The following is a 21,367-nucleotide window of genomic DNA, read 5'->3' as shown; positions in this document are numbered from 1 at the left end:
GTAAGTAACACTTTGTTGTGCCCATCACACCGGCATCGCGAGTGGGGCCAACGTTGTCCCTTCCATACGCACGATCAGGAGGAAGGACGTCTCCCATGACCCAAACTCTTCACAGCCCCAGTTGGTCCGAGCCGAACCAGCCGGCTGCCGCCATGTCACCGTTCAAACGGTTCGCGGCGCTGCCGGAGGCCGCAGGACTGTACAACCCGGAGCAGGAGAAGGACGCCTGCGGCCTCGCCATCATCGCAACGCTCCGTGGTGAGCCCGGCTATGACATCGTCGACGCCGCCCTGACCGCCCTGCGCAACCTGGAGCACCGCGGTGCCGTGGGCGCCGACGAAGGAACGGGCGACGGCGCCGGGCTGCTGATGCAGATCCCGGACGAGTTCTTCCGTGCCGTCACCGAATTCGAGCTTCCGGCGCCCGGACAGTACGTCGCCGGTACGGCCTTCCTTCCGGCCGAGCAGCGCGAAGCCGATGCCGCCAAGGCGGGCATCGAGGGCCTCGCCGCCGATGAGGGCCTGACCGTCCTGGGCTGGCGTGAAGTCCCGATCGTGGCCGACCTTGTCGGTGCCATGGCCCGGGCCTGCATGCCCTACTTCTCCCAGCCGTTCTTTGCCTCCAGCACCGGGGAAGTGCTGGAGCGCAACGAACTCGACTCACGGGCATGGCGCATCCGCAAGCGCGCCCAGAACAAGTTCGGCGTGTACTTCCCGTCGCTGTCCTCCCGGACCATCGTCTACAAGGGCATGCTGACCACCGCGCAGCTGGAGCCGTTCTACCCGGACCTCTCGGACAAGCGCTTCAAGACCAAGCTCGCGATTGTCCACTCGCGCTTCTCCACCAATACCTTCCCGTCCTGGCCGCTCGCGCAGCCGTTCCGCACCATCGCCCACAACGGTGAAATCAACACCGTCAAAGGCAACCGGAACTGGATGCGTGCCCGCCAGTCACAGCTGGCCAACCCGCTGCTGGGGGATTCCCCCGAGGAGCTGTACCCCATCTGCACCCCGGGCGCCTCCGACTCGGCGTCGTTCGACGAAGTGGCCGAGCTGCTCTGGCTGTCCGGCCGGCCCATCACGCACTCGATCATGATGATGATCCCCGAGGCCTGGGAAAACCACGCCACGATGGATCCGGCCCGCAAGGCCTTCTACGAATACCACTCCCTGCTGATGGAACCGTGGGACGGCCCGGCCGCCGTGTCCTTCACCGACGGCAGCCTGGTGGGCGCAACGCTGGACCGCAACGGCCTGCGCCCGGGACGCTACTGGATCACCGAGGACGGACTGGTGGTCTTCGCCTCCGAGGTGGGCGTCATCGACGTCGAACCTTCCAAGGTGGTCAAAAAGGGCCGCGTCTCCCCGGGCAAGATGTTCCTGGTGGACACCGAAGCCGGCCGGATCATCGACGACGAAGAGGTCAAGGCCGAAGTCGCCGCCGCCAACCCGTGGGCGGAGTGGGTCAAGGACAACCTGATCGACCTCGACGATCTGCCGGAGCGCGAGCACGTGGTGCACACGGCCGCGTCCGTGAACATCCGCCAGCGGACCTTCGGCTATACCACCGAGGAACTGAAGATCCTGCTGGGCCCGATGGCCCGCACCGGTGCCGAGCCCCTCGGCGCCATGGGGTCCGATACTCCGGTGGCCGTGCTGTCCAAGCGCCCGCGGCTTCTCTTCGACTACTTTGTGCAGTCCTTCGCGCAGGTGACCAACCCGCCGCTGGACGCCATCCGCGAAGAGCTGGTCACGTCCCTGATGTGTGCCATCGGCCCCAACGGCAACCTGTTGGACACCAAGCAGGTCCGGCAGCCGCAGGTTTCGCTGCCGTTCCCGGTGATCAACAACGACCAGCTTGCCAAGATCGCCAACATCGAAAGTCCGGACGGCGACAGGATCGCCATGAAGGTCCGCGGCCTGTACCGCCCCGAAGGCGGCGAAAACGCCCTGCGTGCCCGCCTGACCGAAATCTGCGAGCAGGTTTCCGGTGCCATAAACCGCGGCGTGCAGTACGTGGTGCTCTCCGACCGCGACTCGAACGCCCAGTGGGCGCCCATCCCGTCGCTGCTGCTGGTCAGCGCCGTACACCACCACCTGCTGCGCAGCGCCAACCGGACCAAGACCGCCCTCGTGGTCGAGGCCGGCGACGTCCGCGAGACGCACCACGTGGCCGTCCTGATCGGCTACGGCGCGTCCGCCGTCAACCCGTACCTGGCCATGGAATCCGTGGAACAGCTCATCAGCAGCGGAGACGTTGTTGGCGTGACTGCCCAGGACGGTGTCTACAACCTGATCAAGGGCCTCGGCAAGGGTGTCCTGAAGATCATGTCCAAGATGGGCATCTCCACGGTTGCCTCCTACACCGGTGCGCAGACGTTCGAAGCCCTCGGCCTCGGCCAGGAACTGGTGGACGAATTCTTTGCCGGAACCCACTCCCAGCTCGGCGGCGTCGGACTCGACGTCATCGCCGCTGAAGTGTCCGCCCGGCACCAGATGGCCTACCCGGAAGGCGGCATCGAGCAGCCGCACCGCCCGCTGCTCGGCGGCGGCGAGTACCAGTGGCGCCGTGACGGCGAACCCCACCTGTTCAACCCGGAGACGGTTTTCCGGCTGCAGCACGCCACGCGTGAACGCCGCTACGACATCTTCAAGTCCTACACCCGGGGCGTGGACGACCAGTCCGAGAACCTCATGACCCTTCGCGGGCTGCTGAAGTTCAAGACCGATGCGCGTCCCGCGGTGCCGCTTGAGGAAGTGGAGCCCGTCTCCAGCATTGTGAAGCGCTTCTCCACCGGCGCCATGAGCTACGGATCCATCTCCAAGGAAGCCCACGAGACCCTGGCAATCGCCATGAACCGGCTGGGCGGCAAGTCCAACACCGGCGAAGGTGGCGAGGACGTGGACCGCCTGCTGGATCCCGAGCGCCGCTCGGCCGTCAAGCAGATCGCCTCGGGCCGCTTCGGCGTCACGAGCCTGTACCTGACCAACGCAGACGACATCCAGATCAAGATGGCGCAGGGTGCCAAGCCCGGCGAAGGCGGCCAGCTGATGGCGCAGAAGGTGTACCCCTGGGTTGCCCGGACGCGCCACTCGACCCCCGGCGTCGGACTGATTTCCCCGCCCCCGCACCACGACATCTACTCGATCGAAGACCTCGCCCAGCTCATTTATGACGCGAAGCGTGCCAATCCTTCGGCCCGGGTGCACGTCAAGCTCGTTTCCGAGGTGGGGATCGGCACCGTTGCCGCCGGTGTCACCAAGGCGAAGGCCGACGTCGTATTGGTTTCCGGTCACGACGGCGGTACCGGCGCCTCGCCGCTGAACTCGCTCAAGCACGCCGGTGTTCCGTGGGAACTGGGTCTCGCAGAGACCCAGCAGACCCTGATGCTCAACGGCCTGCGCGACCGCGTGGTGGTGCAGGTGGACGGCCAGCTCAAGACCGGCCGCGACGTGGTCATCGCCGCGCTGCTCGGCGGCGAGGAATTCGGCTTCGCCACGGCACCGCTGGTGGTGGAAGGCTGCATCATGATGCGCGTCTGCCACCTGGACACCTGCCCGGTGGGCGTCGCGACGCAGAACCCCGAACTGCGCGCCCGCTTCAGCGGCAAGCCGGAGTTCGTGGTCAACTTCTTCGAGTTCCTGGCCGAGGAAGTCCGCGAAATCCTGTCGGAGCTCGGTTTCCGCAGCATCGAAGAGGCCATCGGCCACGCCGAAATGCTGGACACCCGTGAAGCGATCAACCACTGGAAAGCCGAAGGGCTGGACCTGGACCCGATCCTGCACGGACTCGAGTTCGACGACGACGCTCCGCTGCGCAACCTGACCGGCCAGAACCACGAGCTGGACAAGCACTTCGACCAGCGGCTCATCACCATGGCCGCCGAGGCGCTGACCGACCGCAGCCCGGTGAAGATCGCCGTGGACGTCATCAACACGGACCGCTCCGTCGGCACCATGCTGGGCCACGTCGTCACCAAGACGTTCAGCACGGACGTCCTGGCCACGGACACGATCGACATCACGCTGACCGGCACCGCAGGCCAGTCGCTGGGCGCCTTCCTGCCCGCCGGCATCACCCTGCGCATGTACGGCGACTCCAACGACTACGTGGGCAAGGGCCTCTCCGGCGGCCGCATCATCGTCCGCCCGGACCGCACCAACGTGTTCCAGGCCGAGAGCAACGTGATCGCCGGCAACGTGATCGGCTACGGTGCCACCAGCGGCGAGATGTTCCTGCGCGGCCAGGTGGGCGAACGCTTCCTGGTCCGGAACTCCGGCGCCACGGCGGTTGTCGAAGGCATCGGCGACCACGGCTGTGAGTACATGACCGGTGGCCAGACCCTGATCATCGGCCGCACGGGCCGCAACTTCGGCGCGGGCATGTCCGGCGGAACGGCCTATGTGCTGGACCTGCGGACCACCCGCGTGAACAAGCAGGCGCTGGAGTCCGGCGAACTGCAGCTTCGCGAACTGGATGCCGAAGACCGCGACATCGTGCACGGCCTGCTGGTCAAGCACGTCGAGGAAACCGAATCGCAGCTCGCGGCACGGCTGCTCGAGAACTTCGATGACACCGCTGCCCGCATTACCAAAGTCCTGCCGCGCGACTACGCGGCCGTATTGCAAACCCGTCTTGACGCGATCGAAGAGGGCCTGGACCCCGATGGCGAAGAAGTATGGTCTCGAATCCTGGAGGTGACCGGTGGCTGATCCACGCGGATTTCTGAAAGTACGTCAGCGTGAAACCCAGCCGCGCCGTCCCGTTCCCGTCCGCATCATGGACTGGAAGGAAGTTTACGAGGCCCAGGAAAAGGGTGTCCTGAAAAGCCAGGCCGGCCGCTGCATGGACTGTGGCGTGCCGTTCTGCCACCAGGGCTGCCCGCTGGGCAACCTGATTCCCGAGTGGAACGACCTCGTGTGGCGGGACAAGGGCGAGGAAGCGATTGAGCGGCTGCATGCCACCAACAACTTCCCGGAATTCACCGGCCGGCTCTGCCCGGCTCCGTGTGAAGCCTCCTGCGTGCTGGGGATCAACCAGCCCGCAGTGACCATCAAGCAGGTTGAGGTCTCCATCATCGATGAAGCCTTCGACAACGGCTGGGTCAACCCGCTGCCGCCGACCCGCCTGACCGGCAAGACCGTGGCAGTGGTGGGCTCCGGCCCCGCGGGCCTGGCCGTTGCCCAGCAGCTGACCCGGGTGGGCCACACCGTCGCTGTTTACGAACGCGACGACAAGATCGGCGGGCTCCTGCGGTACGGCATCCCCGACTTCAAGATGGAAAAGGAGCAGGTGGACCGCCGTCTTGAGCAGATGAAGGCCGAAGGCACCCGCTTCCGGACCGGAGTGGCCGTCGGCACCGACGTGACCTGGGAGCAGCTGCGCCGCCGTTACGACGCCGTGGTTGTTGCCACCGGCGCCACCGTGCCGCGCGACTTGCCCATCCCGGGCCGCGGGCTCGAAGGCGTCCACTACGCCATGGATTACCTCGTTCCGGCAAACCGCGTAGTAGCGGGGGAGCAGGTGGAGAACCAGATCCACGCCAAGGGCAAGCACGTTGTGATCCTGGGCGGCGGCGACACCGGGGCCGACTGCCTTGGTACCGCCCACCGCCACGGCGCCGCCTCCGTGACCACTCTCGCGATCGGCAAGCAGCCGTCCGTGGAGCGCACCCCGAACCAGCCCTGGCCCACGTTCCCCACCCTCTTTGAGGTTGCGAGTGCGCACGAAGAAGGCGGCGAGCGTACATACCTTGCCTCCACCGTGGAGTTCGTTGGCGAAAACGGCAAGCTCACCGGCGTGAAGGTTGCCGAGACTGAATTCGTGGACGGCAAGCGGCTTCCCAAGGCCGGCACCGAGCGGATCATTCCCGCGGACCTGGTCTTCCTGTCCCTGGGCTTCACCGGTGCGGAGCCCGCCGGCATCACCGAGCAGGTCCACGCCGAATTCGACGGCCGCGGCAACGTGGCGCGTGACGGCTACTACATGACCAACACCGAGGGTGTGTTCGTTGCCGGTGACGCCGGCCGCGGGCAGTCGCTTATTGTGTGGGCCATCGCCGAGGGCCGCGCCTGCGCGGCGGCTGTTGACAAGTTCCTGATGGGAACAACGATCCTGCCTGCCCCGGTTGCCCCAACCGACCGGGCGATCGCCGTTCTCTAGTCACAAACGGGGGACCACGGAAGTTCACCTGCGGTACAACTCCAAACCAGAAACACACCAATAGGGTAGGTATATGAGACGCGCTAAGATCGTGGCAACATTCGGACCGGCCATTTCCAGCTTCGAGAACACCCTCGCAGTTATTGAAGCCGGCGTCGATGTTGCCCGCATGAACATGAGCCACGGAGACTACTCCGTGCATGACGGCACTTACGAGAACGTCCGTAGGGCCTCGAAGCAGCTGGGCAAGCCCGTTGCCATCATGGCCGACCTCCAGGGCCCCAAGATCCGTCTTGGCCGCTTTGTCGACGGCCCGCACGAACTGTTCGTCGGCGACATCTTCACCATCACCACCGAAGATGTACCGGGCACCAAGGAGATCTGCTCCACCACGCTCAAGAGCCTCACCGACGACGTCAATGTCGGCGATGCGCTGCTGATCGACGACGGCAAGGTGGCGTTGCGCGCCATCGAGGTCGACGCCGTCAAGGTGGTCGCCCAGGTGACCGTCGGCGGCATGGTCTCCAACAACAAGGGCATCAACCTGCCCGGCGTTGCCGTCAACGTTCCCGCCCTTAGCGAAAAGGACGAGGACGATCTCCGCTGGGCCATGCGCCGCGGCGTGGACATGGTTGCCCTCTCCTTCGTCCGGGACGCCTCGGACATCAAGCGCGTTCACGAAATCATGGACGAAGAAGGCAGCCGCGTGCCGGTGATCGCCAAGATCGAAAAGCCGCAGGCCGTGGAGCAGTTGCACGAGATCATCGACGCCTTCGACGCCATCATGGTGGCCCGTGGCGACCTTGGTGTGGAGCTTCCCCTCGAAGAGGTGCCGATCGTCCAGAAGCGCGCCATCGAACTGGCCCGCCGCTGGGCCAAGCCGGTCATCGTCGCCACCCAGGTGCTCGAGTCCATGATCGACAACCCGCGCCCCACCCGCGCTGAGGCCTCCGACTGCGCCAACGCGGTGCTCGACGGCGCCGACGCAGTGATGCTCTCGGGCGAGACCAGCGTGGGCAAGTACCCGATCGAAACGGTCAAGGTCATGGCCCGGATCATCGAGTCCACCGAAGTCCACGGCCTTGAGCGCGTTCCTCCGCTGGGCACCAAGCCCAAGACCCGCGGCGGCGCCATCACCCGCGCCGCCGTCGAAATCGCCGATCAGCTGGACGCGAAGTACATCTGTGCGTTCACGCAGTCCGGTGACTCCGCGCGCCGGCTCTCGCGCCTGCGCCCGATCAAGCCGGTCTTCGCCTTCACCCCGGTGGAGCACGTCTGGAACCAGCTCGCGCTGACCTGGGGCATCCAGCCGGTCCTGGTCCCCATGGTGGACCACACGGATGAAATGACCGCACAGGTGGACCGCAGCCTCCTGGAACTGAACCTGGTGGAAGACGGTGACCTGGTGGTCATCGCCGCCGGTTCCCCTCCCGGAAGGGCCGGTTCCACGAACTCCCTGAAGGTCCACAAGGTGGGCGACCTCGCTGACACCACGTTCGTGGGCGAAGCTGCCAGCAACAAGGAAAAGCTCGGACCGTGGCCGGAAAAGAAGAAGAAGGCCTAGTCTTCTAGACAAAAGGAAGGATCCCCGCCAGTCGGCGGGGATCCTTCCTTTTTTGTCTCTGCGTACCGGCCGGCGGGCCGGGCTGCCGACGCGGCAGGCCGCCGTCGTGCGGTGCCTGCCGGGCCGGTGTGGTTAGTTGACCTGGTTAATGATTGTTTCGGCGACCTCGCGCATGCTGAGGCGGCGGTCCATGGAGGTCTTCTGGATCCAGCGGAACGCCTCGGGCTCGGTGAGGCCCATTTTGGTGGTCAGCAGGCTCTTGGCGCGCTCCACGAGCTTGCGTGTGGCGAACTGCTCCTGCAGGTCCGAGACCTCGTTTTCGAGGGCCTTGATTTCTTCGTGGCGCGAGAGTGCGATCTCCAGGGCGGGGATCAGGTCCGCGGGGGTGAAGGGCTTGACGACGTAGGCCATGGCGCCGGCGTCACGGGCGCGCTCCACGAGTTCCTTCTGGCTGAAGGCCGTGAGGAGCACGACGGGGGCGATGCGGGCCTTGACGATCTTTTCGGCGGCCGTGATGCCGTCCATGACGGGCATCTTGACGTCCATCAGGACGAGGTCGGGCTTGAGTTCCTCGGCGAGCTGGACGGCCTTCTCGCCGTTGTCCGCTTCGCCGATGACGTCATAGCCTTCGCCCCGGAGGATTTCGATGATGTCCAGGCGGATAAGGGTCTCGTCCTCGGCGACAATCACGCGGCGGGCCGGCTGGGTGTTGGGGTTTGACTCCGTCTGTTCTGACACGGGAACTCCTTGAAAGGTACGGCGGGAACTAGTCCATCTTAGTTGTGCCCGCTGTTGTACTTGGAACTGCTTGGGTTCGTTGCGGCGGCGCTGGCGCGATTCTGGAATTCAGCCTATCTGCATGTAGAGTAATTTCGCGCACTGGAAGCGATCGCGTTGCTCACAACGGAGCTGTGAGCTTAAGATTGTTACTTCGGTGTAATCCGCGCCCGAGTGGCGGAATTGGCAGACGCGCCGCACTCAAAATGCGGTATCGAAAGGTGTGTGGGTTCGAGTCCCACCTCGGGCACAGTGTTTCCGCAGGTCAGCGGGGTTTTGGACCCCGGGGTGTGCACAAAAGCTCGTTTTTTGTGCACACGAAGCCTAGAATTTTGGGCATGGCCAGCGTTTGGGAACGAAAAAAATCGGATGGATCGACGTCCTTTACGGTCCGCTGGCGGAATCCCGAGACGCGAAAGCAAGAGGGGATTACCCTCGCTACGTCGGCTGAAGCCCAGACGCTGAAGCGCCTCCTCGACGCGAACAATCAGTCCTTCGAAATCGCACAGCATGCGATGGTCAAGAACCAGACCAAATCACCCAATGTGGCGGCGGTGATCCAGGAGCACATCGACCTTCTTGTGCGCCCTTCCGTCGGGACGGTCCACACGTACCAGACGATGTTGAAGCTGCACATCGCGGACGTCATCGGCCACATCCCCGTGGACAAGCTGGACTACCGGCACCTGACCTACTGGATCAAGACCATGCAGAAGAAGGGCAGGTCTCCGAAGACCATCAAGAACAACCATGGCCTGATCTTCGCGGCCATGGAGACGGCCGTAATGCTGCGCTATCGGAAGGACAATCCTTGCCGACATGTTCAGCTCCCGTCGGGCGAAAAGGCAGAGGACGAGGCCCGGTTTCTGACGCACGCCGAATTCGGGATGATCCTTGAAGGTATGGGGGAGCGGTACAGGGCTTTCACCGAGTTCCTGGTTATGACCGGAACCCGCTTTGGCGAGGCCACTGCTGTGACCGTGGCTGACGTGGACCTGATGTCCAAGCCAGCAACAATGCGGATCAATAAGGCGTGGAAACGGGGCGCTGATTCCGAGTACTACATCGGTGCGACCAAGACGGGTGCCGGCAAGAGGACGGTTTCCTTGAACCCGCATTTGGTGGAGGTGCTCATTCCGCTGGTGGCCAGCCGGCCTGGTTCGGATCTTTTGTTTACGACGCCTAAGGGTGAGCGGATCATTCACAAGCTGTATTGGCATCACTATTGGGTTCCGGCGGTCAAGGCGGCGCAGGCCCGTGGGCTGACCAAGTCGCCGCGGATTCACGATCTGCGCCACACCCACGCGTCCTGGTTGATCCAGGACGGCGTTTCTCTGTTCACTATCTCCAGGCGCCTGGGGCATGCGTCCACTCGTACAACGGAGCAGGTGTACGGCCACTTGATGCCACAAGCCCTTCAAGATGCCGCTGACGCCGTCGAGCGTTCAGCCGTTGTCTGGCGTGGGTAGCTGCGGCAGTCGCCAAACTAGGAGTATTTCTGGCGTGCCTGGGCCCGGGTACCGATCATTCGGACGGAGGCCGGGGATGCACTCGTTGACCGGACTTCGCGCAGCTGGGCAATCTCTTTCAAGTGGACAGACGTAAAGACGATCTTTCCTTTGCCCCAGACGGAATGCGGGAACTCTCCCTTGGCGGCCCCTTCGCGGAGCCATGCCTCTGAGCACTTGAGGACCGAGGCAGCCTCGGCCGGCTCGAAGAATTCGAGTTTCATGCTTCTTCGATCCTTTCGTGATTTCGCTGCGGCAGTGCTCCGTGCTGAGTCCTGCCCTAGTTCATCGGAGCTGGTCCATCCGGCTGCATGACCGCGTTGCCGAAAGTCGCTGCAAAGTCATCGGTCTGGCGCTGCACCCGCTCCGGAGAAGCCGTGAATTGGCTCGAGGCGCGCTGCACGAGGCCTGCGCTACCAAGGAAGTTGAGCTGTCGACGGATGGTCGACGGCGAGGCCTGCAGCCCGGCTCCGATTTCGCTGCACGTTGATGGGCCGTTCTTGAGTAAGAAGCGGACAATTTGGCTTCGCGTTCGGTTCATCAGGATGTTCGACATGGAGACCGGAACCTAAGGAATGAAGGGAGCGTGTTGCTGTAGACGGGTCTACAGCAGCAGGGTACCCCTGCCGAGGTCATGATGGAAGGGCCTGTTTTTGCCCATGAATCTTCTAAGGCACCGGGACCCTGATTGCCGACGCGCATGACTCGCGGAATACTGGGCGGTAGGGCGGGGGCAGTACCTGACTGGACTGCCGGTGTTGAAGTGGCTGATCAAGGGGCTGTTATGCGGATTGACGAGACAGGGCACGGTGCGGGGCTGTCGCCTCAGGCCCAGCTCGCCCGTCGTTTGAATCTGCTGCTCGACGTTGTAGTTGCAGAGCGCGGAAAACCAGTGACGTTCAGGGAAGTGCAAGCAGACCTTGCCCGGAGGGGCATCAAATTGTCCCGCGCGCGCTGGTTCTACATGAAAGAAGGGACTGGCCGTCTGGTCAGCGATCCGGTTTTGCTGGCTGGCCTCTGTGACATCTTCAAGGTAGACCCGTCCTATCTGACTGGCGATGATGCAGCCTTGCCCCAACGCATTGATTCCCAGCTTGAGTTCGTCAAGTCCCTGCGTGCGGCCCGTGTGAAGACCTTCGCCGCCCGCACACTTGGGGACGTGTCACCGGAGACTTTGCAGGCCATCTCTGAATATCTCAACAAGGATATTGGACGCCACCCGGGAGGGGAGCAGGCGGCGATTACCCCTCCAGAAGATATTCAAGATGAGCCGCCAGCAGTTCCTTGATCCGTGTCTGGTTGGCTGAATAGCGTGGTGAGCGGCCATGCCGCCGGCCTGGTTCAACGTCGACTAGGACGGCGCCGGACTCCTCCAATATCAGCAGGTGTTTGGCCACGCTTGGTTCGCCGGCGCTGACTGATGCCGCAATGTCCCCACGGGAGGCGGGGCCGTGCGCCGATAGGTAGCGGAGGATCTCATTCCGTGAACGGTTGCCAAAGGTCGCGACGGCGGCTTCGACGTCGGGTGACCATGCGTCGTCGTGAGGCTGGGTAATCCTTGGCATGGAACCATTCTTATCTACAGTTCGAAGAAAAGTAAGACCCGTCGTCTTGACGATACTTTAATTATCCTTGAGAATAGTTTGCATAGCCTTATTGCATTCGTGGTCGGCCCTGGTTTAGCGGCCATTCTTGAGGTGTCGGGCGTGCCGTCACCGGACTTATTGGAAGCGTTTAGTCGAAGCGGTGAAGATCCGTGCGAGTCGAAGCCAGAGCGAATCAGGCCCACCATGACGAAGCAAATGCAGTTACCGTTGATGTTTCCTTGCACAGGCCGCCAGCGCCGACCGCGCTGGCAGTTCCGGTGGATCAGATCATGGTCGCCGTTGACGGTGTGCGCCGATATGTCGTTTCGCATCTGTCCCGGATCGGCCGGGCCTGCGACGTGGACGACGTTATGCAGGACATCCGGGTAGCGGTGTGGGATGGCGTCACCCGTGGCCATTATCGGCAACTCCCAGGTGTTCCCTTCGGGGCCTGGGTCCAGGGAGTGTGCGCCAACGTGTGCGCCGCGCACATCCGCAGGGAACTGAGCCATCAGACGTTCCCGTTGCTCATCGAGCCCGGGGATGCGGACGGTCCGGCGTCGCTCGATGCGCTCGCGATTCTCGGTATCGGTGGCGTGGATCGAAGTGCTGAGAAAATCATCGATCAGGAGTGGGCGCGAACGATTATCGAACTGACGCGGGCAAGCGTGCCGGGGCAAGTTTGGGACCTCGCCGTTGACAGTCTAACCGGGCGCCGCCAGTACGGTCCGCCGTCGCCGCAGGACCGCCGCCGATGGCACGCTGCGACCGTCGTGCGCCAAACAGCGAGGACTGTTCAAAACGCACTGGAGGTTGAGACGGCGGAGATCCGCACTATCGCGGACGTATGCCAGCGTGCAGCAGATTGCCTGCCCACAACTGTGCTGCGCCGTACTGCGGCAACCATTGTTCGTCCCGATCTGCGAGGACCAGAGCGGGCCAGGGCTTTGGCGACGTTGGCTACTGAACTCGGCGTCACTGAGCGCTACGTGGCCGTGCAGATCGGCTTCGCCCGAAGGCTGTATCAGACGTCCTGGCGGATTCTCCGGGGTGGAAGGCGACCTGCCCGCTAAGTCATGTCCTCAACGGCTCAGTCTGCAATGAACTGGCGAGGAGGCTGGAATGTCGTTGACCCGGAGAATTGCATTGCCTGGCTCGAGCAGCCAACGGCGATGGTTGTTCCTTGCGTTCGCGGTTTTGAGTGTGGCGACCGTGTTGTTCGCTTTGACGCGGCCGACCCCGAGGCCCGCACCTGAGCCAGGTCCAGCGCTGTCGGCGCCGACTCCCCAGAGTTTGGCGGCCTCCTCCACTGGGCCGCAGTCAGAAGCGCCGACGATGGCTCCCCCCGCCGTCGAAGGACTCGACAGGTATGGCCCGCCTCGCACAACGGACTTCCGCAAGCTGGCATCGGCGGCAGCGACAGCGATTTACACATGGGACACGCGCACGGCGTCGTACTCCGAGGTGTACTCCGGCCTCCGCAGCTGGTGGCATGTGCTCCCTGACGGGTCCAATCCTCTGGCCGTGTTTGTCCAGGAGTTCGAAGCGACTGGGATCAATGCCGGAACCTATCAGTATCTGGCCGGGCAGCAGGCGAACCGTTCGGCAAGGGTGGAATCCATGATGTGTGACAGTGAGCTTGCCAAGGTGCGAGAGCGACCGGCGCCCTGGATGGGTCTCCATGTTTGCACGGTCTCTCTTCGCGTCTTGGATCAGTCAATTTCCGCCCACAACACTTATACGGCCCCAGTCAGCGTCATGCTCAACTGTCCGCCAGCCGCCAGTGCTCCTTCGGATCATTGCATCATGGTCGGCTTCTACGCCGCGCCGAACAGGATCGTCTACTAATGCCGGTTCCGGCCATGTTGGCTGTCCTGGCAAGGCGCCGGATCATCCTTCGGGCTCTGGTGGCCGCGGCCACGACCGCGATCCTGGCGGGTGCTTTTGCGCTCTGTGCGGCCGTTGCAGTGCTCGGCGCCAACGCGACGACCACCGGCTCGATCTGCTATTCAGCAGGGTTGAGTGGTCAGCGAGGCGCCGACGCGAGCGGTGCCTTGGACATCGGCAATAGCAGCCAGGCGCCGGTCAACCTGACGCCCCGGCAACTGAGTCTCGCGAGGGACTACATCTCAGTCGGCAAGCAGTTGGGCGTGCCACGAGATGGTCAGATCATCGCAATCATGATGGCTTTGCAAGAATCCAGTCTCAGAATGCTGGCCAACGTGAATGTCCCCGCATCACTCAACTACCCTCACGACGGTGTTGGAACCGACCACGATTCCCTTGGCACCGCTCAGCAACGTCCGGCTGCCGGCTGGGGAAGTGTCGAAGAGCTGATGGATCCCATCTATAACGTGCGGGCTTTCTATGGGGGAGCGTCTGGTCCCAACCGGGGGAGCCCTCGCGGTCTTCTGGACATCCCTGGATGGCAATCCATGAGCAAAGGCCAGGCTGCCCAGGCTGTTCAGGTCTCGGCGTTTCCTGAGCTGTACGCGCGGTGGGAGCCGGAAGCCGTGGCCATCGTTGTTGCGCTCGACGGCGGGACCGCGCCTTCGGATTGCGTTAATACACCGAGCGCCTCAGCGCCTTCAACAGCGTTGGCGGATCTGAGCCAAATCCGAAGTGATATCCTGCGGTTTACTCGCGATGGCGTCGGTGGATCCTATGTGTGGGGCGGGGCGGCTTTCAAAGCGTGGGACTGCTCCGGCTTCGTCCAATGGATCTATCGGCAAGCCGGAATCAACCTCCCAAGGGTGGAGCAATGGAGGGTTGGGGTGCGGACGAACAATCCGCAGCCAGGGGACCTAGTCGTCCAGAACGCACAAGGGCCGAACAACTGGGGCCATGTTGGTATCTACGCCCGTGAAGGCATGATGTACAGCGCACTCAACCCCTCTGTGGGGACGTTGCTGCACCCGATCGCGTGGAATTCGGATACGGCCTATTTTGATCTACTGCCCTGACAAGTGATCCGGGCATCGCTTGCACCACACGGCCGGCCTGAGCGGTCACTATGGACCACTACAGTCCGCTCTCACCCTTCCACTCTTCCGGTGTCACCCGCTTGATGCTCGATGAGTGTGCCCAGCCCAAGTGGTACTTGCCTGAAGAGTCCATCCATTCAATCAGGCCGTAGGTGTGCGTCCACCCCACAGCCTTGCCGTAGATTCCGCTCACGTAGACCAGAGGCCGGCCGTACTTCGGGAAGTCTCGGATTGGAGCTGGGTCATCAATCGGTCGGCTCTCTTCGGCTTGCATCCGAGCAAACATGCGCTCGGAGTCGTCGGGAGTGCCACGCTTGATCACAGTAAAAGTATAGAACATACATTCGAATGAATCCCTCGCCCCATAACGTAACAGGACACACCGACGGGGTAAGGGGCCGATGGATTGGGCCATCACCGACGGCCCTCCTGCGCAGGTAGGCACGGCACAAGCCCCCAGTCCTGCCGACATTCAGGGTATCCGCGACAGGGTATTCAGGTGATGTCAGCGGCGGGGGACCGGGTCGACAGCTGCCGTATAAGGTGATGCGTTTCGGTCCGGTCTTGACGATAGTTTCCTGTACGGAGAAGCCTTCGGCCCGGAGCAGGCTGGCGTGTTCGAGCCTATCGCGTCGCCCACTGTCGGGCGCCAGCGGCGGGGCTTACGATCAGCCTTTGAGCAAACGCGATTGCGAGAGCAGGACTTCAACGTGAGCGACAACCCGTACCGGCAGCCATTGCCCCGCAAGGAAGAAGAACCCTCGTAACGTCCTGCTCTGGTGGGCAGGAATTCTGGTTGGCTTGGTCGCCGCCGCTGAACTGTTCTCTGTTTTCACCGTGGCCGTCCACCTCAACGGCAAGGAGGCCGCACCCTACATGAGGGACGTGGCAGAGCACCTCAAGACTGAGCCGGAGTGGAGGCTGTCAGCGATTCTGAAACGCTGCACACCGGTTCCTACTGCCTCGTACCAGCATGCCCTGAGCTGAACCAGCAGTGGGACCTTGGGATGGAATCCATAAGCTGCCCGGAGCTGCACCAGCTTCTTACAGACTCTGGATACGAGGTCATCACCCGCAGGTCCAGCTTCACTCCGGAAGCAAATGAACAAGCGGCGAACTGCACACAGAAGGCAATGAACGCCGTCTCATCCGATGCTGAAGCAGCGGGAGGGTTGGTACGAATTGAAGTAGTCGTCTTCCCTCCCAGCGTCCACCCGACATCAAAGCGCGAACACTACGAACTTACGCTTCGCGTCATCAAATAGGGGCAAGTCAACGATCAGGATGCCGCCCCCACATCGGTTGTACGGGGCCGGGGTCCGTCGGGCACAGGGGGGCTACCAGCACGGTAACGGGCGAGACAACCACAAGCTTCAGCGCGGCGGCCAATTGCCACCACCTAACGCAGGCCCGCGTGTCGCTATGCACGGCAAGTTACGCTGCTGGCGGCGCTCCCTGGAGAAGTGCTGTGTGGAACTTTGTTGCCGACGCCAACCACGGCGACGCTTCTGGCCTAGGTCTTCCCCATGAAAACCTTCATCTCTGAAAGGCCAGGGGTTCTGTCCCAGTTGTTTGAGCTGGCATACCCGAAGTTCTCGACAAAGCGGGCAAGGGCTAGGTGGGCTGCTGTTCGTGGGAGTTTTACGTGGTGAGTTCCAGGCTGGGTTAGGGACTTGTATGGGGGGCCCATCGTTTTCAGGATTTCCTCGACAGTCGTGTATCCGAAGTCGTGCAGGACGGGTTCCAGCAGTGTCACGATGGCTATGGAATCTGCCTTTCCGGCTGCCAGGGTGCGCAAAGATTCCTTTGTGAGGTCTATGCCCGTAGTAAGTGCGTAGCTTGCTGCTTCCGTGAGTGCTGCCGGCGTAGCTGCTACCCCAAATTCGGGCAGCCTATTCAGTACGGCATTCTTTACCTCTGCCGGCACAGCGGCACTTGTCAGGAGCGACCCCAGATCCTCCGACGGTACATGTTCGGGTTCCAGATACTTCGAGAACTGTTTTGATTGGTGAATCGCGAATTCACGGGTAGGCCAATCAAAGCCGACCGCCGGTCCATACGATTCGGCCGTGTCATTTACTATCCTGTCCCTGATGAGGAGCCCGATCAGCTGCCCGGGCTCAGCGTGGATCCGGGCAACGTCGACAAATTCCTTAAGCGCGAGGCTTTCGGCCAGCTGAACACGTGTGCCTTGATCAGGCAGAACTCCACCAGCGTTGAGGATCAGGACGGCCAGGGTCTCCTTGGCCTCTTCCGTGGCGTTCTCGTACTCAAGTACGGCTCCGGCAGCGGTGAGGAAAACAGCCAGATCTTCGTCGATTCTCCCGGTTTCCCGAACGTAACTTTCGAGGTTTGCAAAGGTGGGAAGCAATCGGTTTTCCTTGGCGAGGGACGGCCAAGTCGTCCTGTTGATCGCCTGGATATCGGCAACGATGCAACCAGGCGCTGCGTGCTTTGCGAGGGCGGCCACGGCTGACGCGTCGCGGGCTGCGGCGTCCTCAAGGATTTCGATGAAGCGGGATGGCGAATGGATGGTGTGGGAGGGTTCCGGTCTTCCGGACATCAAGGGAACATACTGGTCTGCATTGTCCAGGACATAGGCATATACCGTGGCATTCCTGTCCTTAATGGCGTCGAGCGCGAAGTCATCGTGCCCGTCCAGCGCGGCCCTCAGGTTGGTTACCGTCAGATGGTAGAGGCTGTTTTCGACGATGCCACGTTTGAAAGCGGCATTGAGCGGCAAGAGTGTGGGTAGCGAAACGTCTAGTTCCTTGAGGATTTCCATGACCGGGCCGATGGCTTGGACATGAGAGGGGTCAGCTGTGAAGAGATTCATTGACGCATAGTTGTCCTCAATGAAGGGGCCCAAACCGTGCAGACTGTAGTCCACGTCCGTTTGGGCGCCAGTCAACGCAGCGTTGAATAGGTCTGTTTTCAGCTCAAAGTCAACCGCCATGTCGACAATGGTGCTGAAGATTTCCGGCATGAAGGATGCGAGCTTGCGATACAGGGCTTCGCGCTGTTTCCCTCTGGCCAGGTACGCGGTTGTGAAGTCCTGCTCGTCCTGCCCTGGAACTGCGAGATTGCGGATGATGGGGGTACAGCGGATGTCCTCCCCTGCAAGCAGGTAGTCGAGGATCTCGATGTTGTACATGCTCCGCTCGGCCAGAACGTTAGGGCCGGCCTCCCCCAACATCGCCTCGATATCGGTCGAAGTCGGGAACGGAAAGTTGATGCCCATGCGGTTGGGTTGCACATGGTGGAGTATGAAGTTCATGGCGTCGATGCTGACGTGGACGCCTTGGAACTGCGAAGTGTAGAGCGTGAAATTCCTGTCAATGAATCCCTTGTCGACCAAGTCGATTGCCAGTGCGGACCCCAGGAGGTCCTGACGGATTGTCTTCAGGGACTGCGCTTCTTCTGAGACCTTAACGGTGTACTCGGGAGAGGCGACGAGGTCCGCCATGTCTGCACTCAGGAGGAACCGTCGCGATGCGTCGATTTCTTTCAACCGGGCCTTCAGCCTGTCGTGGTCGTATTGTTTCCAATCTTCCGGGGAAAGCTCCTTCCCGAAGGCCTCGCTGATGTCCTCAAGAGTGAACACCAGCGCGTGAGGGTTGTTGTTCGTATCCCTCACACTGACCGACAGCTGCCCTCCTCCTTCCATATAGGGCTTCCAGAAGAGAGCAGTACGTATCTCTGCCCGCGTAAAGCTGCCGGATGCTATAGAGAACGATATCTGGCGGAAGCTGACGAGACCTTGATGGCGGAAAACCCTGAAGACATACCGCTCGAGCTTTTCCCCCAGGGAATCAGCCAGCGAAGCCGAAGCATCTGGCCCTGCCACCAGTTCGACCTGGATCCTCGTGGCTTCCTTATCCAGTTCTGCAACATTTTCATCCACCAGTGCACGGCTGGTTTCGTATAGCTTGTCGAGTTGGCCGCTGCCTGTTTTGATCTGCTCGAAGTCGGAAAGGTGGATGTTCTTGTACACGATCATCGCAAACAGGGAGTCGGCGTTCAGTCCTGGGAGCGCCTCAGCAGATAGCAGGAGCCGTTCCCTGAATATGCCGTATTCGTTGTGAATGTTCTTTATCAGGCGCATGTCAGGTATGTGTCTGGCCGCCAGGGCGACGAGTTCCCGTGAGACGTCCAGGCCGGACTTGGTCAGGATGTCTGTCATATGGTCCCGTGCGCTGCGGTGCGTGATGAAAGGCACGACGGGTATGACCAAATCGAAGAACTTGGTTCTGTTCGCCCGCTCGGTCTCGGCCTTAGCCGCATCAGCTGGCTTGGAGGTCACGCTGGCGTTCCCGGCGACGTCGGGAGCGGTCGGGTCATCAGATCCGAGCTGTTCGAAGATGCTGTCCTTGATTGCATAGATGAAGCGGATGTTGCGATCAAGTTGTTTGGAGTTATTGAGGATGGTATTCAGCTCACGGAGGGTTTGAAAGATGTGCGGATCCTCAAACCGGTCGATGTCCTCAAATATTGCGATGTCGTAGTGTGTGGCCCCAAAGAAGTAGACGATCTCGTCCAGGTATTCATCGAAGTAGCTCCCTGACTTGTTGGACAAGGAAATGGTTGCCGGACCGGCGATGAGCTTCTCGATCCAGAAGCGGTTGTGAAAGACCCAACGAGCGGCAAGAATCAGCCCTGCCACCAACACGAATAGCGCCACGTGCATGCCCACCCTGGCCAACGGGTTGTCGCCTGCAAAATTGATGAGCCGATCGGTGAAACGGGTGAGATACCCCAGAAGGACGACTGTCGCGGCGCAAATGACTGCCGCCATCGATTCACGACTCCACTTGAAGGAGCCCATACGCCGATATCTGGAGCCCGGAACGCGGGCAGGGTCCTCCCGATACAGCAGCTGCTTAACGATTTCCTTCTGGATGCGGTTGGTTTTCGTCACCGGCACGGGCTGGCCGCCGTCCGCGGCAAGCGCAGTCGGTGGTTCGTCTCCGAGGGTGGACAGTGAAAGGGTAAGGACTTTGCCCTTATCGGCCCGTTCGCTGACTTCTTGGAGGATGCTGCTCTTACCGATGCCATAGCCGCCGGTCAACGCAATATTGCGGAGGGTATCCCGGTCAGAACCTGTAAGTGCTTCCTGAAGATACCTGACGTAAAGGCCATGGTGGACTTCTTCGTACCCGGCTGTCAGAGGGAGCAAACCAACCCTGCCGTCGCCGTAACCAGCCGCGCGGAAGGTTACATCGTCAGCGGCCCCGTCAGACTGGCCGGAAGGTTCTGTGCCGGCGGGAAGAGTTTGCGAAGCGGTGTCGTCCATGCCAAGAATCCTACGGTTGGAAGGCCACTCCTGCGCGTACGCCAGATGGACACCACCCCCTGGTTTGTGCGGATGGTCAGGTCGTACTCGCTCGCTGCCTTTTCCTGGACACCGGTCAGTGTCCCGGCAGCTGCTGCCGTTGGTGCACGGGACTTCTGAAGATTTGGATGAGGGGTGACATGTAGCGCTGCGAAAATGCCGCCACTCATCGCTGCAATTCACAGTGCAAGACTGCCTCACGGCCGAAATTGTGTCTCAGGGAGCCCGCCCGTAAGAACGCTCGCTGGAGGAGTGCCAGGAACGGAAAATGTGTGCGGCGTCGCAGTTCCTTGGAAGTCGGACGGCGAGAGCGGCAGGAGGCCTTCAGTAGAGATGAAGGTAGAGGACCCATTTACTTTAGGTTGTGAGATTTCGAGCCAATGCGGTTTTCTCCCTGTAGCGTGAGACCGTCCCCGGCCTCACGGGTGACTCGAATAGCGAAGGGCAGCGGCCGCAGTGAGCCACAGCGAGCAGAAGCGATTGGACATGGAATGGCGCCCGCCATACGAAGACCTGCCGGACAAAACGGTGGGCGTTGATACAAGTGCACGATCGGTGAGGCCCAACCCATTCGCCCGCCCGGATGAAGATGCAATATCGGAGCACGTCCAAGAGTTTCTGCGTCACACAGGGATCGACTGCCAGAAGGCGGTTCCGCTAGGAGTCGGAGCGGCCGCCGGTGGCCCCGGCACTGTCGAGGCCGTCTTCCGGTTCTTGAAGCCAGTCGGTATCGCTATTCAGGTATTGAAGTTTCTCCTGGGTTGGCGCGGACGGCTTGCAGCGCTTAAGCGCCGCAAGCTCTTACCTAAGGTGGTCGTCACCCTGCTGGCGGATCACATCGAGCCGTCCAGGACGGGTCCAAATGAGTGGGAGGATACAGCTCGGCTTCTGGCACTCATCCTCCCGGACCTTCAGAAGAATTTAGAGTCAGAGTTTCCCAGTTGTAACTTCCGTTACAAGTTCTACGCCAGGGCGCAGAGGATCCCCTACGTCCTGCTCCGCGCGGGCGATGGCCTGTCCGTGACGGACAATCACGTCTTGCGGATGCTCAAGCACCTCGAGCGAGACGCAGCGTCTCTCACGCTGTTGCACTGTGAGGGTTGGTTTGCTTTTCCGAAGGTTGTCGCGTCAACTTCATAGTTTGACCCATCCAGTTCCCGTGCTCATTCCTCCCACCCGAGTGGTGGGGTGGTATTCCTTATCCGCCCATCGGCGCCCGTTCGTGATGTCGCCCCGGCTTTTGTTGATCGGGGTCTTACGCCCCTGTGAGCAAGTACGTCGGCGGAACCTAGTGAAAACAATCTGAGTACGGGCGCTGAAACGCGCTCCCTGGCGGGGAGGGACCTGTTCGGCTCAGAAAGTGTATAGGGCCTTCTTGCAGAGCGGAACCGCTCTCGTAATAGGGGACACAGGTCCATTACTACCAATCTGACAAACTGACAATTAGTAAGTTC

At 61.7% G+C, this 21,367-nt stretch carries 15 protein-coding genes and 1 tRNA gene; 10 read left to right on the top strand and 6 right to left on the bottom strand.

What is annotated here, in order from left to right:
* The first annotated feature begins 95 nt into the window (after positions 1-95).
* The 3 genes from gltB (at position 96) to pyk (ending at position 7,726) form a co-directional block, all read left to right on the top strand.
* On the top strand, positions 96-4,712 hold the full coding sequence (gltB, locus tag CXQ91_RS16050; protein ID WP_104174904.1) for a glutamate synthase large subunit: 4,617 nt from the start codon (positions 96-98) through the stop codon (positions 4,710-4,712).
* Entirely contained in the window at positions 4,705-6,162 is a 1,458-nt protein-coding gene (locus CXQ91_RS16045; protein ID WP_104174903.1) for a glutamate synthase subunit beta, read from the top strand. Before gltB ends, CXQ91_RS16045 begins: the two co-directional genes overlap by 8 nt.
* A gap of 73 nt (positions 6,163-6,235) precedes the next feature.
* Positions 6,236-7,726 (top strand): pyruvate kinase, encoded by a 1,491-nt coding sequence (gene pyk / locus CXQ91_RS16040; protein WP_104174902.1) that lies wholly within the window; start codon positions 6,236-6,238, stop codon positions 7,724-7,726.
* Between the two features lie 132 nt (positions 7,727-7,858).
* On the opposite strand, the gene CXQ91_RS16035 is transcribed toward pyk, so the two are convergent.
* Positions 7,859-8,464: an ANTAR domain-containing response regulator gene (locus tag CXQ91_RS16035; RefSeq protein ID WP_104174901.1), complete on the bottom strand. Its 606-nt coding sequence runs from the start codon at positions 8,462-8,464 to the stop codon at positions 7,859-7,861.
* A gap of 207 nt (positions 8,465-8,671) precedes the next feature.
* On the opposite strand from CXQ91_RS16035, the gene CXQ91_RS16030 reads away from it, so the two are divergent.
* Together CXQ91_RS16030 and CXQ91_RS16025 are read left to right on the top strand one after the other, a co-directional pair.
* A tRNA-Leu gene (locus CXQ91_RS16030) sits at positions 8,672-8,753 on the top strand.
* A gap of 88 nt (positions 8,754-8,841) precedes the next feature.
* Entirely contained in the window at positions 8,842-9,972 is a 1,131-nt protein-coding gene (locus CXQ91_RS16025; protein ID WP_104174900.1) for a site-specific integrase, read from the top strand.
* Positions 9,973-9,989: 17 nt separating this feature from the next.
* Here CXQ91_RS16025 and CXQ91_RS16020 read toward each other — a convergent pair whose 3' ends face one another.
* Entirely contained in the window at positions 9,990-10,235 is a 246-nt protein-coding gene (locus CXQ91_RS16020; protein WP_104174899.1) for a hypothetical protein, read from the bottom strand.
* Positions 10,236-10,291: 56 nt separating this feature from the next.
* Positions 10,292-10,567: a winged helix-turn-helix domain-containing protein gene (locus CXQ91_RS16015; protein ID WP_104174898.1), complete on the bottom strand. Its 276-nt coding sequence runs from the start codon at positions 10,565-10,567 to the stop codon at positions 10,292-10,294.
* Positions 10,568-10,795: 228 nt separating this feature from the next.
* On the opposite strand from CXQ91_RS16015, the gene CXQ91_RS16010 reads away from it, so the two are divergent.
* Entirely contained in the window at positions 10,796-11,299 is a 504-nt protein-coding gene (locus CXQ91_RS16010; RefSeq protein WP_104174897.1) for a hypothetical protein, read from the top strand.
* Here the strand turns inward: CXQ91_RS16010 and CXQ91_RS25765 are convergent.
* Entirely contained in the window at positions 11,253-11,576 is a 324-nt protein-coding gene (locus CXQ91_RS25765) for a helix-turn-helix transcriptional regulator (RefSeq protein WP_146072367.1), read from the bottom strand. The genes CXQ91_RS16010 and CXQ91_RS25765 overlap by 47 nt on opposite strands.
* Positions 11,577-11,887: 311 nt before the next feature.
* Between CXQ91_RS25765 and CXQ91_RS16005 the strand changes: the two genes are divergently transcribed.
* The 3 genes from CXQ91_RS16005 (at position 11,888) to CXQ91_RS25325 (ending at position 14,560) form a co-directional block, all read left to right on the top strand.
* Positions 11,888-12,670, top strand: a complete 783-nt coding sequence (locus CXQ91_RS16005; protein ID WP_146072366.1) for a sigma factor — start codon at positions 11,888-11,890, stop codon at positions 12,668-12,670.
* Between the two features lie 451 nt (positions 12,671-13,121).
* Complete coding sequence (locus tag CXQ91_RS24535; RefSeq protein ID WP_146072365.1) at positions 13,122-13,445, top strand: hypothetical protein; 324 nt, start codon at positions 13,122-13,124, stop codon at positions 13,443-13,445.
* 14 nt (positions 13,446-13,459) lie between these two features.
* Positions 13,460-14,560 (top strand): C40 family peptidase, encoded by a 1,101-nt coding sequence (locus CXQ91_RS25325; protein WP_146072364.1) that lies wholly within the window; start codon positions 13,460-13,462, stop codon positions 14,558-14,560.
* Positions 14,561-14,618: 58 nt separating this feature from the next.
* On the opposite strand, the gene CXQ91_RS24770 is transcribed toward CXQ91_RS25325, so the two are convergent.
* The gene (locus CXQ91_RS24770; protein WP_181038920.1) at positions 14,619-14,774 is read right to left on the bottom strand and encodes a hypothetical protein; all 156 of its coding nucleotides are present in this window, start codon (positions 14,772-14,774) and stop codon (positions 14,619-14,621) included.
* Positions 14,775-16,094: 1,320 nt separating this feature from the next.
* Positions 16,095-19,874: a hypothetical protein gene (locus CXQ91_RS15980; protein ID WP_104174891.1), complete on the bottom strand. Its 3,780-nt coding sequence runs from the start codon at positions 19,872-19,874 to the stop codon at positions 16,095-16,097.
* Between the two features lie 495 nt (positions 19,875-20,369).
* Between CXQ91_RS15980 and CXQ91_RS15975 the strand changes: the two genes are divergently transcribed.
* Positions 20,370-21,053, top strand: a complete 684-nt coding sequence (locus tag CXQ91_RS15975; protein WP_104174890.1) for a hypothetical protein — start codon at positions 20,370-20,372, stop codon at positions 21,051-21,053.
* The last annotated feature ends 314 nt before the right edge of the window (positions 21,054-21,367 follow it).

This window comes from Arthrobacter sp. Y81 (assembly GCF_002929335.1).
Lineage (GTDB): Bacteria > Actinomycetota > Actinomycetes > Actinomycetales > Micrococcaceae > Arthrobacter.
This window is presented reverse-complemented; position numbering and strand designations above follow the sequence as displayed.

Coding starts and splice junctions, on each gene's coding strand:
- CXQ91_RS16025 (WP_104174900.1), top strand. CDS start 8,842: ATGGCCAGCGTTTGGGAACGAAAAAAATCGGATGGATCGACGTCCTTT.
- gltB (WP_104174904.1), top strand. CDS start 96: ATGACCCAAACTCTTCACAGCCCCAGTTGGTCCGAGCCGAACCAGCCG.
- CXQ91_RS16015 (WP_104174898.1), bottom strand. CDS start 10,567: ATGTCGAACATCCTGATGAACCGAACGCGAAGCCAAATTGTCCGCTTC.
- CXQ91_RS25325 (WP_146072364.1), top strand. CDS start 13,460: ATGTTGGCTGTCCTGGCAAGGCGCCGGATCATCCTTCGGGCTCTGGTG.
- CXQ91_RS16010 (WP_104174897.1), top strand. CDS start 10,796: ATGCGGATTGACGAGACAGGGCACGGTGCGGGGCTGTCGCCTCAGGCC.
- CXQ91_RS25765 (WP_146072367.1), bottom strand. CDS start 11,576: ATGCCAAGGATTACCCAGCCTCACGACGACGCATGGTCACCCGACGTC.
- pyk (WP_104174902.1), top strand. CDS start 6,236: ATGAGACGCGCTAAGATCGTGGCAACATTCGGACCGGCCATTTCCAGC.
- CXQ91_RS16020 (WP_104174899.1), bottom strand. CDS start 10,235: ATGAAACTCGAATTCTTCGAGCCGGCCGAGGCTGCCTCGGTCCTCAAG.
- CXQ91_RS15980 (WP_104174891.1), bottom strand. CDS start 19,874: ATGGACGACACCGCTTCGCAAACTCTTCCCGCCGGCACAGAACCTTCC.
- CXQ91_RS16005 (WP_146072366.1), top strand. CDS start 11,888: ATGGTCGCCGTTGACGGTGTGCGCCGATATGTCGTTTCGCATCTGTCC.